This window comes from Arthrobacter sp. TMP15, from assembly GCF_039529835.1.
Lineage (GTDB): Bacteria > Actinomycetota > Actinomycetes > Actinomycetales > Micrococcaceae > Specibacter.
On the sequence record NZ_CP154262.1, the window covers coordinates 2,936,588 to 2,950,845 of the forward strand.

The window sequence follows — 14,258 nt, forward strand, 5'->3', positions numbered from 1 at the left end:
GCCCTGGATGCTCGAAGCATCCAGGGCGTCTCACAAAGCAGTCCAGCCGCTCAGACGTTGAAGCGAACTCCACCGAATTCCGGCACGTACCAACCTCTGGGGACAACGCACATGCGCGTCCGGGGTCTACGATCAGACATTACAACTTCATACCGAGCTAATAAGGTCTCGCGTACTCGTCGCACAACGCATTTCAAGAGCCAGTATCCAAGCCATGGGACCGGGCATGCCCAAAGCAACCTCTGCAACTCAACGTACAACAAAATGGATCCCCATACCCTTATGGAGCTCGGGCACTTGACGCGATAGTCTAAACCTATCCGTCACTATTACTGCGCGAACGCCGGAAGGAGACCGTTGTGGACCTAGTAGGAATCATGACCAGTGGCTCAGCAATTGTTCGCGAAAATGACGACGCTCAATGCTTACGGCAATGTGCTGAAGCTCTGGTGAACGCAGTTACCTCATACAAAGGCTTCGGCGTGGTCGCTGCAAGTCCACAGGCCGAGCGAGTACTCGGAGCGGCGATGATGTTGAGTCCGACCATGCACGGACACAGCAGCGGACCTTCAATAGTCTTCGACGTGAACTACGCAAGCGGCACCATGCTCGCCCGCGCCGCTCTACGCTTGCGGAACCACGGTAATCAATCGCCACTCATCGGCATCGTGCTCAACCCGTTAATTGACACAGAAAAGGCCATCAGGGTCACTGAGTTCGATTACGTTCATGTCGAACCAATGCGACCTTAGTTACGGCAACAGAGCGAGTGCGGCGTATACGGCATCGCGGAACTTGCGACTGGTTAGCTCCTCCGCGCTGGCCTCCAAATCAGCTTTCTTCTTTCCAGCAAGTGTCGCGAGCCCCTGGGCGTCTTTGGCCTCCACACGGACATCAGTGCCCTCATTCAGAACAAAAAGTAAAGCCCCTTCAGCGTGAGCTCGTTGGAACGCCGCACGGTTTCTACGCGGGACCGGAGATGCACCTGCGGTTTTGATCGCGGCGGCCTCAAACGACAGGGCCGGAATGCGCCCTTGGACAAGTCGGGCTAGGCTGACTGCCTGTGCGCCCGGCTCACTCTCCGTCGTCATAATGGTAAAACTGTCTACGAGGACGGGGCCAGTCGCCTGCAGTTCGACGATAGTTACATTGACTTTCGGATTCCCGGCCGCAGGATCCACAGATACACCTAAAACTCGCATTCCCATACGCGTATCTTATACTTGACTTGTGAACCTATCGGAGCTTCCTACGGGAACGACCATTAACGATCGCTACGAGCTCGTAGGTATTCTTGGCGCTGGAGCTGGTGGTTCTGTCTACGAGGCCCATGACAGACACCTGAGCAAAAGGGTCGCGGTGAAACTGCTCAACCCGCAGGATGAGAACCCCGGAGGATCTTGGAAAGAGGCCCAACTCCTGGAGCACCTCAAATCGCGATTCTTGTTAAATGTAATCAACGCCGATGTCGTGATCGACAGTGACATCCGATTCATCGTCACTCCTGTAATGAGCGGTGGCGATTTGCAGGGCTTCTCCGAACCATTCGGCCTCTCCGCCTCGACTGCAGCCCGACTTGTGCAACAAATTGCTTCGGGCCTCGATCGTATCCACAGAGCCGATATGGTTCACCGGGATGTCAAACCTGCCAATGTCCTGCTCGGCGGCAATGAGGCCGTTCTGGGCGATCTGGGTTTCTGCCATCTCCTTGATGTCGATGGCACAGCGCCTCCGAACGGAACTTATTGCACTGTTGCACCGGAGGTGCTCGACGAAAATGGAAAATGCTCACCGTTGACCGATATTTATTCACTTGCGGCGACTGCGTTCTACTTCTTGAGCGGCGAGTACCCAATAGATCATCGGGATACAAAACTGGAACAGCGCGATCAAATTATGGCCGGTTCTTTTCGGGAGCTTAGGACCATCGCTCCGCACGTGTCCCGATCGGTTGGCGCTGTAATACGGAAGTCGCTCAATCGTGATCCGCAAAAACGTCATCCGAGCGCAACAGAATTCGGCAACTCTTTAGCTGGCGCTGTGCAAGGCATTAGGGACTGGAACCGCGTAAATCATGCAGAACACGTGTATTGCATCTCTGGGGCGAGCCACGGCTCTAAGAAGGAAATCCAAGTGTGTTGCCAACAAGTCGACAGTGGTCCGATCGAAGTCAGAGCTCGAATGGCCGCGAGTGGACGACAAGTCTCCGGCAAACCGGACTTTCTCGTCGCCCCGGGAAAGCTACCCGTGAAGCTGCAGCAGCTCACAGCGAGTCTTTGAGTCCAGAACGAGATCTGTTCAAGCAGCGATACAGTGCGTCACAGCGAGAGCCCGCTCTCTAGATACTGATGACCCTAAGATCGACGACACTAAACACACGAATGCCCCTGCTACTCAAAAGAAACCGGGGCATTCGCAGACGATTAATTACACACTAAATATAAACTCCACCACGTTCCGATGGTCAAGAAATATTAGTAAACGCCAGTAGGAGGCCTGGAGTCCGGTCGCCCGCCGACGCTCGCCGAGGACGGGCACTCGTCGTAGTGGTTCGTCCAGTCGCACGCATGGGGACCTGCGCGGTGGTGCCACCCGCCGAATCGACCAAGCTCTTCAGACCAGTCCTCGCATCGGAGGCAGATTGGTAGCCCCAGCCCCATCGCTCGGATTGCCTGCGACCAGCTTGGCGCTGGCTCATAGTGACATTCATCCACGATGACCCCGCCAAACTCGACAAATTTTCTCGCCATGCCCTCAATCCCGACGTCCTCCTGGTTGAGGACCTCGAGCGCCATCGCAAATGTCGCGACGAACACAGTGGGCTGGGTTGCTGGCTTTGAGACTTCTTCAAGAAAGGACTTCGCGCTTCTGACGATCTTGACTCCTCCAAGATTCATGGGCCTGGGAAGTCCGAGGTTCAGCCAGACACGCTCGTCGATGTCCTCAGCAATCTGTTGCGCGAGCCCAACCATGGCGTCACCACCATCATGTGTTTCAAGCGTCCGGCCGCAGGAACATTGGCAAGAATCTGAGCAATTACTGCAGACTTGCCTGTCCCCGTCGGCATCGTGATGAGCGCCGCGCCGTCTCCGGAGTTCCAGCCGCGCAAGTATCTCCGCAGCACAACGACGGCTTTCTTCTGGTGATCCCACAAGGGCATAAGTCAACCTCTCCACTACGCTGTTGCAGGCTGTGACGTTAATGCTCGGCGTGCGTCCCTACTTGCACCCCGCCCACGTGTCCATGTTGACATAACCCACGGGACGCAGGAACGCACTCCAACCTCGCCGGGCAATTGGACGACTTCGTCGACGCGTGAGCAGACGGCCGTAATGCCCCTTAGCATCCACGTAGCGTGCAAAACCTCTGGCCCTCGCGCTCGACGAAGAGCACACTAGGTAGCTAGGAGGTCACAACGGCCGACGTTAAACGGGACTCGACCGATCGCCACTTTCTTAGAACTTGCAGGCCAGGGGTTTCTTCTGCGTTGAACCCATATTCCATCGAGTTCCGGTACGTAGCAACCTCTAACGCGATCCGTGCGATTGAAAATGCCCGAAACTGGCAGACTAGGGGGTTGGCGCAAGTTCACTTAGATAACGTATGCACGCGCCCTGTCCATCATCACGAACAAAAAAGACGGGGAGTGCCCGGATGCGAGACACTCCCCTGTCCGAATCTGGCTAGCTGCGCTTCTTCAAGTCACTCCAGTGAACAACATGAATAGCCATATCAAGGGAAGCCTCTGCATTACCGGCTGCGTGGCGGGAAGGATCGTCAACTACGACAGCCGAGGCGCTATAGCGCGTGGAGGGCCTTGAGTCGCCCATGTCTATTACAGATATACGGACTTCCTCATTGGTCTCGTCCAGGCACCCGCCAAAAGTGCGCACCTCGTGAACTTCAAATAATTTGCCCGCTTCTTCAAGCTGGATAATGATTTCTGATACGTCGTCGCTCATGTCGCTCCCCTAGCTGGAATGTGCAGTAAATCACATTCTACCTGCAGGGCGCAACAAAGAGGACTTCGGACCCTTCGATTCATAAAGATGAGCCAGTGAGTCCAAGGGTTAGCTCTGTCTGAACCTATCCTGAGCACGGGCTCGTACCCATCCTTCGCCGAAAAGGCTCACGTTGAGGGCAGAATTGCACCACTTGTGAGCAGTCCTCAGGTTATCCAAATCATCGCCTCCTCCATCAACAACACGAATAATGTGATCCAGTGTTGGATACTGGTCCGCAGTCGTGCCGACATCGGGATCGGTTGGCAAATCGCAGATCTGACAGATGAAGCCATCCCGTTCGAGCACAGTCCGGCGGTGCTTGCCGTGGGTAGTTGGACGGCGCTGCGCCATTGATTGGGGAATCGATTTGGTGATGCCCTTTCGCGCCTTGCAGTCCACGCATCGACAATCGTCATCGCGTCCTAATTCGTCGAGATACTGTGCCCGGCACGTCTGGTGCTCTGCCGGGAAATCACCCAACGGCGTACCTGACTCATTGCGGCCCAGGCCAATCTTGTACTCAAATGGAACCTCAGCCTTGCAGTATCTACACCTCCCGAGCCACGCGAGTCTGAAGGTGAAATTACAGCTAGAACAGCAGAAGAGTCTGGCTCGTTGATGAGACTCAAATGTAACCGCGCACCCCTTGCAGACCACTTGTGCCCTGTACACAGCTCCCCTTTGTCAGTATTTCAATACAATAAGTGAATCTCAAACAGCTTCGTTCATGACTACTCCAAGCGAACAACACCCGTGATTCAGGGGTTTGGTGTCCTTATGACCGCCATAGTCCGTTAAGACTAGCTGAGGCCTACAACAGGCTCGGTAGGCGGCGTGTTGTTATGCGTTGCAGCTGGTCCGCTGTCCATATCAACTAGATCCTGGGCAGACCCGGGCGGTTCATGATGCTGCGAGGAAAAGAGAATGCCTTGACGACTTTGGTAAGCCATCGTGGTCTCGCGGCCAAATAGGAGGTGCGATGTACTCGAATCCTGTGTGATCGGCGTCGGAATTAAGCCGTTGAGAACCCGTATGTCGTACTTGAGACCTTGCTCGTTGGCCTGCTACTGGTGATGCGTCACGCGTCTGACACGACACGACCTCGCGAAGAGTTTCGCTACTTGGTACACGAGTGGCCCATCATGCATCAGCCGCCCCGCTGGCGGCTGTTCGGTCCTTTGGGTGCCGCATCTCAGCGGGCACGGGGTCGTCTGCTATGCCTGCGGCCGGAGAGGGCAGGTCTTGCTCTTCAATCTCCACCACATGGCGCTGCCATCCAACACCGGCTTGGTATCTCGCCAACCAGATCTCGGTGGTTCCCAGCAGTTGACGAGACTTGCGTCGCGCTCGGCCTTTGAACCAGACATCAGAGATGCCCTCAGGCAAGGCGAGATCCTCAACAGGCTCTACCAACCCGCCCTTGTCCGAATCGGACAGGCGATAGAAGTAATGCTTGACATCGTGACTTCGCCCAAACAGGAAGAGATGGCGTTCATCAGCCTGCTGGGCTTGCAGCTTCTCGATGTTTTCGAGCGCCCAGTCCGCTGCGAGCAATTCGGCACAGACGTCAGCGAGCTCGTTCAGGCGCAGCGGAACCGACCCGCTCTCCATCTGCGGTCGGCCTTCCTTCTTCGCTCGCGCCCATTCAGTCAGGAGGTCTCTGGCCGGAGGCGAGGTGATCTCGACGATGCCCCAAGTACGGCCGTCTTCATTCACCCAAGAGCCATCGGGCATCTTGTCACCGCCGGCAGCGTCCGCGAGACTGATGTCGATGCCAAGGACCTGCTCCATGGCCAGGAATGCAATCTCTTCTTCGCGGCGTGCTTTTGCACCGGCACCATTGCTCATACTCAGATTCCTTCACATTCTGATGGGCGCGAGGCCTATTGGCTCAGACTGAGCCTGAGAAATCGAATATTGGCCGTGACTCGACGAGCCACCCGTGGGCGGCCGTGGTCATGCACTCTTCCTGTATGTCGTTCTAAACACGGCCTCGGCGAGCCAGTGCTTAAAGCTGCTGTTGTCCTGAAATTCCTTGAAGAGCTGAGTGTCATCGGCAATGAGGCGCAACATGACTTGGCTGAGAGCACGGTCGCTTTCCACTCGGGCGTTCACGGGATCGTCGTTGACTTGAGCGTTCCGATACGCCTCATCTTCGGCGACGAGCCTTGGGATTTCTTCGGTAATGAAGCGTTCGACGCGGTCGGCGTCGTTCCAGTCGATATTGCCGAAGTGGTCATTGAAACTCCGCACGATCGCCGAAAGCCTTTCGAGCTCCGTGTCCTTGCGGTGCCCCCCACTAGCAGCCGGAGCCGGCTCGAGGATGCCGTCCTCATCATCGAGGACGATCTTCATCGTATTGAGCTTCTCAGCCCGATACGACTCCAGGTCGATGTTCTCCAAGATGCCTGCCGAGAGATCGTCCTCCTTGGGTGCGGGCAATTTCGGCACCAAGTGGTCGAGGAAGATCAAACGCTTCTCCCATTCACTACTGCCGTAGGGCAGGACAGTAGAGAGGAAGTTGTAGGTACGCAGGAACGCCTTCGCATTACCCTTGAACGTCACTTGGTCATCTTCATCGGGGAGCTCGATGTAATCTGCGACGCTGATATCGAGAAGCGGGTCGAGCCGGTCACGATTCTCCCCTTCCAGGTAACGACTGACGAATTCCTCGACCTGCTCGGGCGTATAGATACCGGAAGCATCGAGGTCGTTGACCAGATCGTGCAGCTTGTTGGCATCGGTCTCCTCTGCCAACGCCGTCGTGCGGTAGTACGGCTCGAACGCGATTTGGATGTCGTCGGAGACGTTGGCGAAGTCCAGCACCAATGTGTCGTGCTTGGCCGGGTGCGCCCGGTTCAGTCGCGACAGCGTCTGCACGGCCATGACGCCTGAGAGCATCTTGTCCACGTACATCGTGTGCAGGAGCGGCTCGTCATAGCCCGTCTGGAACTTGTTTGCGACAACAAGAATCCGATACGGATCGGTCTTCACCTGCTCGGCGATCGCGTTGGAGGGGAAGCCGTTCAAGCTCGCCTCGGTGACGTTGAAACCTTTGTATTCGTGCTCACCGGAGAACGCGACGACTACCCGGTACGGGCTCTTGCGCGCAGCGAGTGCATCACGGATCGCATGGAAGTACTCGATGCACCGCACGATCGACGAGGTGACGACCATTGCGCGCGCCTGGCCACCGATCTTGCGCTTAGCAATCACCTGAGCAAGGAAGTGCTCGACCATAATGTCTGTCTTCTGCGCTATCGCGTACTCATTGCCCTCGACATAGGCGCGAAGCTTCTTCGAGGCACGCTTCGCGTCGAACTCTGGATCGTCCTCGACTGTCTTCATCAGCTTGTAGTAGCTGTCGACAGGCGTGTAGTTGGCCAGGACATCGACGATGAAGCCCTCCTGAATTGCCTGCTTCATCGTGTACGAGTGGAACGGCAAGAAGCCCGTGCCACCTTCGACATTGGGCACCGGCTCCCCGAACATCTCAAGCGTCTTGTTCTTCGGCGTCGCGGTGAACGCGAAATAGCTCGCGTTCGACAATAGCTTTTTACCCTCGATGATCCGGTTGATCCGGTCCTCGACAGTGTCTTCCTCGTCGGTCTCGATGCCAGCGAGGGCGCTGGAGACGGCCGCTGAGGTTTTCGACCCTTGGGACGAGTGCGCCTCGTCGATGACGATGGCGAAACTACGGTCACGGTGGTCCGCGCCGATGTCATCCAAGATGTATGGGAATTTCTGTACCGTGGTGACGATGATCTTCTTGCCCGCCGTGATCGCCCGCCGCAGATCTCCGGACCGGTCGGCATGAACCACCGTCGAACCCACCTGAAGGAACGACTTGATGGTCTGCGTGAGCTGGCTATCAAGGATGATGCGATCGGTGACCACGATGATCGAGTCGAAGGCTATCTGATCGGCATGTGTGGCCTCAGCGAGCTGGTGAACAAGCCAGGCGATCGAGTTTGATTTACCGCTACCTGCAGAGTGTTGGATGAGATACTTCCGACCGGCACCATTCGCCTCGACATCAGAGAGGAGCTGTCGTACGACGTCGAGCTGGTGGTAACGGGGAAAGATCGCTTTCGACACTTTCTTGCCGGTCTTCGAGTTTTTCTCGACCACGATCTGCGCGTAGTTCTCGATGATCCCCGCGAGACTCTGTAGGGAAAGCACTTGCCGCCATAGATAGTCCGTCATGATCCCATCAGGGTTCGGCGGGTTACCCGCTCCATCGTTGAATCCTTGATCGAACGGCAGGAACCACGACGAGCTTCCCTTCAGTTCGGTACAGAATCGTGCACGCTGATCGTCAAGAGCGAAGTGCGCGATCGTCCGGCCGAATGCGAACAGTGGCTCGCGAGGGTCACGGTCGCGCTGGTACTGCTGCACTGCGTCTTCGACGGTCTGGTTCGTGATGTTGTTCTTCAGCTCGAACGTGAACATCGGCAGACCGTTGACGAACGCGACGAGGTCAACGGCATCACCGGTGTTACTGACGCTGTGGTGCACCTGCCGAGTGACTACGAACCGGTTGGCGGCGAAATGCTCAGCCGCCTTCTGGTTCCCGCCCGCAGCCGTCGGGTAGTACAGGTCAATGTGGTGACCATGGTGATCGATACCGTTACGCAATACGTGGACAACCCCGCGTCGCGTGATTTCTCCCTGTAAACGAGCGAGGAACTTATGACGCGTAGGAGTTTCCGTCGTGAGCCCAAGCGGCTCAACGAGATCCGGCTGGGTTGACTCGATGAACGCGGCAAAATGCCCGAGATCGAGCGCGTAGGAAGCGACGTAGTCGCCGGGCGCACCCTCAGTCCAGCCACCTTCGCTCATCTGGGTGACAATGAGCTTTTCCAGGCTCTCCTCGTTGAGTCGCTGCATGCTCACTTCTCGCTTTCGCTTAGTACTTCCTCGAGATCAACATTAGGCTCCGACATCTCAGTGTCGACCGATTCAGGCGCATCAGGCAACGTCGCTGCGATCGCACGAACGTCCACCTGGCCTGTCACGACGTCGGCGACCAGGCGTGTGCGGAATTCCTGAAGCAGGCCGACCTCGCGCAGTACACGTGAACGTACAGGCATCGTTCCGGCACGCTGTCTGTCGATGGCTACGGTCACCCGCATCTGCTCTTCGAGGGGTGGAAACGGTAGGTGGATTGTGCCGAAGTTTTCGTAGTACAGGCGCATGAATCCGGATGCCCCTGTACCCAATCCATTCGACCGTCGACGAAACTCAGCCATCGCCGCGTCGGTCTTAAAGAGGTGCAAGAAAAATCCGGGATCCACACCAGCCTCAACCGTCATTGTCGAGTAGTCAGGACTCACTAACCCCTCCTTAGTCGCGACTCCAAAAAGGCCAATCGCCGCACGCATTCGGTTCATCACGATGTCACCGGGGCGAACGATCTTGTAGCCGAGAAGGGCTTCCGGCGGAATGGGTGTCTCAGTGAAGTCGTTGGCATCAACCAGCCCTTCGCGCATTCGCAACGACAGAAGGCCTTCACTACCGGTCACACTCCGCCGATCAACCTCTTTGAACAACCGCTTCGCGGGGATCGGTTTCCATACCGATGGGACCAAGCCCAGCCAAGGAATTGGATTCCCGTCCGTCGTACCCGCATTAATTGACCCAGCAAGATCATTTTCCACCGCTCGGTCAAGCTCGCCCAAGAGCGCAATGAGGCGGCTCTTCGCGGCGATGGCCTTGTCGATGCGAGCGTTCGCGTGGGCGAGATACTTCACGATCGCCGTTTGTTCCTCCGCTGACGGCACTGGGAGTAAGTCAACGGCCAAAGTCGAATAGTCGATGTTCTGGCCTTCCCTGATCCCAGTAACCGCGAGCGTCAGCGAGCTGATAAAGTGCTTCGACTTGAACAAATACGTCAAGTATTCCCGATATCCAGCCGATATGGCTGTCAGCACGGTATAGGCGGGCGAGATGATCCCCCGATGATAGCAACGCTCAATCCCACCCTGAAACGAACGCAAACTGATCACAAAGTCACCGACTTCGACGAGCTTCAGCAGGTGGAGGTCCTTAGATGCTGTGACCGTTCGAGTGCCATAGTCGGATTTTCTGATCACGCCGTGGCTTTGCGTCGCCGCGAGCAGTGGTTCTTCGGGATACCCCTTTTGGCCTCTTTCGGTCAGAAGCGATTTTGTGCGTTGCGTAGTCCAATGCGACGGTAACGGCCCTAACCATGAACTATCGTTCGTGGCGTATTGATCGTAGCTCGGTAAATCTCGAAACATCACTCCGCCACCGCCAGACCGGCGACGCGAAGGAGGTCCTCGGGATTCCACACTTGCTTGGCAATCGCTCGGTACAGGTCCCCACGCTCGGTGACTGAAGTAGCGGTGAACGCGTCGTAGGGGCGGAAGTCGAGCCCGCGGCTGCGCACGAACCGAACGAAGCCCGGGTTTTTCTCGTAGGCCTGCGGATCGAGTGACGCTGCCAGCAGGTTCTGAGAGAAGTAGCGGGGCCGCTTCTGCTCATAAGTGTCGTCGTTGTAGCTGCCGTTGTGCTGTTTCGGGAGCAGAAGCAGGCCCCCAATGCGGTTCCTGTGCCGTGCGAATTCAGTCTCTTGGACGAACTCGCCGGTATGGCGCTCTGGATGGTTTGCCCAGATGTGCTCGACTTCGTACTTCACTCCCGTGCCACCGGTGAGTTCAACGTAATTCGAGGCCTGCCCCGACTGTGTTGTGACGTGGTCGGTGATACGGGCGAGGATCTTATGGAGCTGGCCGCGGTTCTGCTGGTGCACGTATAGGTCTGCGCCCGAGTCGAAGGTTTCCTTCTCGTCGAGGAGGTAACGGTACAACTCGCGAGCCAGTTCACTGACGCTTAGCCCTCGGATGCGAAACATGAGCGCAGTCATGCCGTACTGCATCGTCGAGTAGTCAGTGGCCCGGAAATTCCAGATACGCCAGGCCAACAGGATGTCGATGAAGCGGCCAACGATCTCGAATTTGATATCGATGGTCGCGGCTTCATCATCAGTGCGGAGCGGAGCGAGCAGCATCTGGTCTTGAAGAGTGAAGCGATGGTCGGCGTTGAACCGGATGAACCGCAGCGGGCTCTTCGGAGCAAACGATACCTCGGCCTCGATGATGCGCTCGTACTGGCGCGCGTAGAAGTCGAGGTCGCGCGTGACGAACGTGCCGAACGCGTCGTTCGAGGTAAGCCCGATGCGTTTGGCATCTCCACGAAGCCACCGGTGAAACTCGGTGCCTATGCGGTCCCAGTTCTGGGGCTTCGCATCCTTCTTGCGCTCACGAATCTTGGTTGAGTACTGGCTTCGCAGCCAAGTTTTCAGGAAGTCCGAGCCGAGACCCTCATCAAAATCGTCGAGCCTCCGCATCCAGGAACGCCAGAGGTCGTTAGCTTTCGCGCGCGGCGCTCCGTCATCGATGTTCGCAAGCAAGTAGCCCTTGAGCATGTCGGCCGGAGTCAATTTAAGTCCGCGATCGTTCATCGTTTCGAAGATCGCGTACGCGTCATCGTCGTTGTAAGCGGTGATCTGAACGATCTGTACGCGATCCTTGAGCCAGTCGATGAAGTACGGCAACGCATCGCCTTTGAGTTCGTCCGGGAAGAGATCGTCGATTTCGCTGTATCGAGCGATGAGTGTATGCACTGACTCAACGGATTCAGGCGGTGCTTCATACTCCCCTTGTTCGAACAAGCCCTGCATGCTGTCGTTGCGGTCGGCGACGTCGAGGTTGAAAGACTTCTCTCCGTAGGCCTCTGAATAGATCAGCTCATCGATCTTCACCTCGGAGGTACCAAGATCACTCTGCAGACGACGCAAATAGGTGAGGATCAGCGTGAGCGTGGTGAGCCGCTGCTGACCGTCAACGACGAACGGCTGGCTACCCTTCTGCGAGACGATGATCGAACCGAGGAAGTACCCTGGGTATCCTCCGACCGCAGTCCGCTTGTGATCCGGGCTGTAGAACTCAAGGAACTTCCCCGTCAGGTCCGTCACGAGCTCAGCGAGCTGCTTCGTCTCCCACTTGTATTCGCGCTGGTAATAGTCAATCGAATACTTCTTGTCCTTCAGAATTTCGGCGATCGTCTTAGCGACTCCGTCAATACTGTTTGCGCGCTCGCTCACGCCTGACCTCCCGCAATCTCGGCGATCAGGTCGTCGGTCTCGGCTTCGAGTTCGCGGATATCGGCTTGGATATCTGCAAGGGTGCGCATCGGAGCGGGCTTATAAAAGTGGCGAGTGAAGGAGATTTCGTAGCCGATTTTCGTCTTCGACTTATCGATCCAGGCATCCGCTGCATAGGGTGTAACTTCACGTCGGAAGAACGCCTCAATGCCGTCGGCGAACTCTCCTGCTGGCTCGGTCAGCGGCACCTGTTCGGTGTCGCGAAGTTCGGTGTCGGGCTCGTACTCCACCACGCGAGTACGCCCGTCAATAGTCACCTCGTATTGGCCGCGCAGCGGGTCGGGCACAGCAGCATTCGGGAGCATCTTCTTGATGACTGCGGGCGCAGTCTCGTCGCGCACACCGTCTTCCTTAAGTTGCTTGATTTCCTTCGCCGTATACACGCGGGTCGGGTTCACACCCACGATTCGGAGCGGTCGCTCGACGGTGATCTTCTGGTAGCCGAAATCGACTCCGTCGAACACCTTGGAACGATCGGTGTCGTCGTACTGGTCGAATGCGTTGAACGCCTCAAGAACATTGTCGGCGTCCGTAGCTTTAACCTCAACACCCTTTTCGCCGAGGTTCTTGCGGAGCGGCGTGGACCAGCCGGTCGCGTCGATGAGCTGAACCTTGCCCTTGCGTCGCTCCTCTTTACGGTTTGAGAGCACCCATATGTATGTCGCGATACCCGTGTTATAGAACATCTTCAGCGGCAGCGCAACGATCGCTTCGAGCCAGTCGTTCTCGATGATCCATCGACGGATGTTACTCTCGCCCTGTCCTGCGTCGCCAGTGAACAGCGAGGACCCGTTATGGACCGACGCGATCCGAGAGCCAAGCTCAGTCTCCTGCTTCATCTTCGAGATGAGGTTCGCCAGGAACATCAGCTGCCCATCGCTGCTACGCGTGACGAGTGAGTACTCACTGTCGCCGGCGTGGGTGACCACGAAGCGCGGGTCGATGATCTTCTTTGCACCTCCGAGCCGATCCTGATCGGTCTTCCAGCTCTTGCCGTACGGCGGGTTCGAGAGCATGAAGTCGAACTCCTGCCCCGCGAATGCATCATTCGAAAGTGTTGAGTATTCCGGACCACCGACGATGTTGTCAGCCGCCTTCCCATCACCTTTGAGGATCAGGTCAGCTTTCGCGATCGCGTATGTCTCGGCGTTGATCTCCTGCCCATACAAGTGAGTGGACACTTTCTTGCCGGAGCTCTCCGTCAAATGCTTCAGTGTTTCCTCGGCGACGGTCAGCATGCCGCCGGTACCCATCGCGCCGTCATAGAGACGGTATGTTCCCGAAGGGATCTCGTCAGCGATAGGTTCAAACATCAATCTGGTCATCAACCGCACCGCGTCACGCGGAGTCCAGTGCTCACCAGCCTCTTCGTTATTCTCCTCGTTGAACCGACGCACGAGTTCCTCGAAGACGGTGCCCATTCCATGGTTATCAAGCCCCGTCGGCGAGAGGTCAAGATCAGGCGCGAGGAACTTCTCGATCAGCGCTCCGAGTGCGTCAGCCTTGGTCAGCCGGGAAAGTTGGTTGCGGAACTCAAAATTGTCAATGATCTCCTGAACATTCGGTGAGAACCCATCCAGGTACGCTTCGAAATTCTGACGCAGCCGCGTCGAGTTCGACGTGTGGCGCAGATCCTGCAGTGTGAATCCGGACGTATTGTAGAAGTCCTGCTTGGCGGCGTCCCTGAGCGGTGCGTCCTGATCGGCAATGCCGGCATCATCGAGCATCTTCTTCATCGTCATCACCGCGTCGCGAGTCTGCCTGAGGACACTGTCGAGTCGGCGAAGGACAGTGAAGGGGAGAATCACGTCGCGGTATTTGCCGCGGACATAGAGGTCTCTCAGTACGTCGTCAGCGATGCTCCAGATGAGGGCTGCGATTCGAGAATGGTTGATGGGGCTTTGCGACACTGGGATCCTTCACTCTTGACAGAACGTCCCGTTGAACTGCCGGGAGACCAAACGATTACAGGCGATGCCGCCTCCACCAAGACGAGAGTTCCAGAGGCGACTCGTAACGTCCAGGTGTTTAGTTGTGACGGAATTCCACCATAGTTCGCAGCACTT

11 protein-coding genes are annotated in these 14,258 nt (G+C 56.7%); 3 read left to right on the plus strand and 8 right to left on the minus strand.

The features are described from left to right. Positions 1-377: 377 nt before the first annotated feature. The gene (locus tag AAFM46_RS13180; protein ID WP_343318257.1) at positions 378-752 is read left to right on the plus strand and encodes a hypothetical protein; all 375 of its coding nucleotides are present in this window, start codon (positions 378-380) and stop codon (positions 750-752) included. On the opposite strand, the gene AAFM46_RS13185 is transcribed toward AAFM46_RS13180, so the two are convergent. Continuing rightward, positions 753-1,091 carry a hypothetical protein gene (locus tag AAFM46_RS13185; protein ID WP_343318258.1) on the minus strand — a complete coding sequence of 113 codons (339 nt, stop codon included), beginning with the start codon at positions 1,089-1,091 and terminating at the stop codon, positions 753-755. A gap of 139 nt (positions 1,092-1,230) precedes the next feature. Between AAFM46_RS13185 and AAFM46_RS13190 the strand changes: the two genes are divergently transcribed. After that, positions 1,231-2,280, plus strand: a complete 1,050-nt coding sequence (locus AAFM46_RS13190) for a serine/threonine-protein kinase (protein ID WP_343318259.1) — start codon at positions 1,231-1,233, stop codon at positions 2,278-2,280. Positions 2,281-2,474: 194 nt separating this feature from the next. Here the strand turns inward: AAFM46_RS13190 and AAFM46_RS13195 are convergent, their stop codons facing one another. Next, positions 2,475-2,972: a DEAD/DEAH box helicase family protein gene (locus AAFM46_RS13195; protein WP_343318260.1), complete on the minus strand. Its 498-nt coding sequence runs from the start codon at positions 2,970-2,972 to the stop codon at positions 2,475-2,477. 711 nt (positions 2,973-3,683) lie between these two features. Then, on the minus strand, positions 3,684-3,962 hold the full coding sequence (locus AAFM46_RS13200) for a hypothetical protein (protein WP_343318262.1): 279 nt from the start codon (positions 3,960-3,962) through the stop codon (positions 3,684-3,686). Positions 3,963-4,157: 195 nt separating this feature from the next. Between AAFM46_RS13200 and AAFM46_RS13205 the strand changes: the two genes are divergently transcribed. Beyond that, positions 4,158-4,358: a hypothetical protein gene (locus tag AAFM46_RS13205; RefSeq protein ID WP_343318264.1), complete on the plus strand. Its 201-nt coding sequence runs from the start codon at positions 4,158-4,160 to the stop codon at positions 4,356-4,358. Between the two features lie 786 nt (positions 4,359-5,144). Here AAFM46_RS13205 and AAFM46_RS13210 read toward each other — a convergent pair. The 5 genes from AAFM46_RS13210 to AAFM46_RS13230 all read right to left on the minus strand — a co-directional run bounded on the left by AAFM46_RS13210 (position 5,145) and on the right by AAFM46_RS13230 (position 14,102). Further along, positions 5,145-5,852 (minus strand): hypothetical protein, encoded by a 708-nt coding sequence (locus tag AAFM46_RS13210; protein ID WP_343318265.1) that lies wholly within the window; start codon positions 5,850-5,852, stop codon positions 5,145-5,147. A gap of 108 nt (positions 5,853-5,960) precedes the next feature. Next, the gene (locus AAFM46_RS13215) at positions 5,961-8,894 is read right to left on the minus strand and encodes a type I restriction endonuclease (protein ID WP_343318267.1); all 2,934 of its coding nucleotides are present in this window, start codon (positions 8,892-8,894) and stop codon (positions 5,961-5,963) included. A gap of 2 nt (positions 8,895-8,896) precedes the next feature. Then, on the minus strand, positions 8,897-10,099 hold the full coding sequence (locus AAFM46_RS13220) for a hypothetical protein (RefSeq protein ID WP_343318270.1): 1,203 nt from the start codon (positions 10,097-10,099) through the stop codon (positions 8,897-8,899). 167 nt (positions 10,100-10,266) lie between these two features. Further along, the gene (locus AAFM46_RS13225) at positions 10,267-12,132 is read right to left on the minus strand and encodes a DUF262 domain-containing protein (protein ID WP_343318272.1); all 1,866 of its coding nucleotides are present in this window, start codon (positions 12,130-12,132) and stop codon (positions 10,267-10,269) included. After that, positions 12,129-14,102: a class I SAM-dependent DNA methyltransferase gene (locus AAFM46_RS13230; RefSeq protein ID WP_343318274.1), complete on the minus strand. Its 1,974-nt coding sequence runs from the start codon at positions 14,100-14,102 to the stop codon at positions 12,129-12,131. Before AAFM46_RS13230 ends, AAFM46_RS13225 begins: the two co-directional genes overlap by 4 nt. Positions 14,103-14,258: the final 156 nt, after the last annotated feature.

Excerpts from the sequence above, each read along its gene's own strand:
- AAFM46_RS13180 (WP_343318257.1), top strand. The coding sequence starts at position 378 with ATGACCAGTGGCTCAGCAATTGTTCGCGAAAATGACGACGCTCAATGC.
- AAFM46_RS13185 (WP_343318258.1), bottom strand. The coding sequence starts at position 1,091 with ATGACGACGGAGAGTGAGCCGGGCGCACAGGCAGTCAGCCTAGCCCGA.
- AAFM46_RS13195 (WP_343318260.1), bottom strand. The coding sequence starts at position 2,972 with ATGGTTGGGCTCGCGCAACAGATTGCTGAGGACATCGACGAGCGTGTC.
- AAFM46_RS13200 (WP_343318262.1), bottom strand. The coding sequence starts at position 3,962 with ATGAGCGACGACGTATCAGAAATCATTATCCAGCTTGAAGAAGCGGGC.
- AAFM46_RS13210 (WP_343318265.1), bottom strand. The coding sequence starts at position 5,852 with ATGAGCAATGGTGCCGGTGCAAAAGCACGCCGCGAAGAAGAGATTGCA.
- AAFM46_RS13215 (WP_343318267.1), bottom strand. The coding sequence starts at position 8,894 with ATGCAGCGACTCAACGAGGAGAGCCTGGAAAAGCTCATTGTCACCCAG.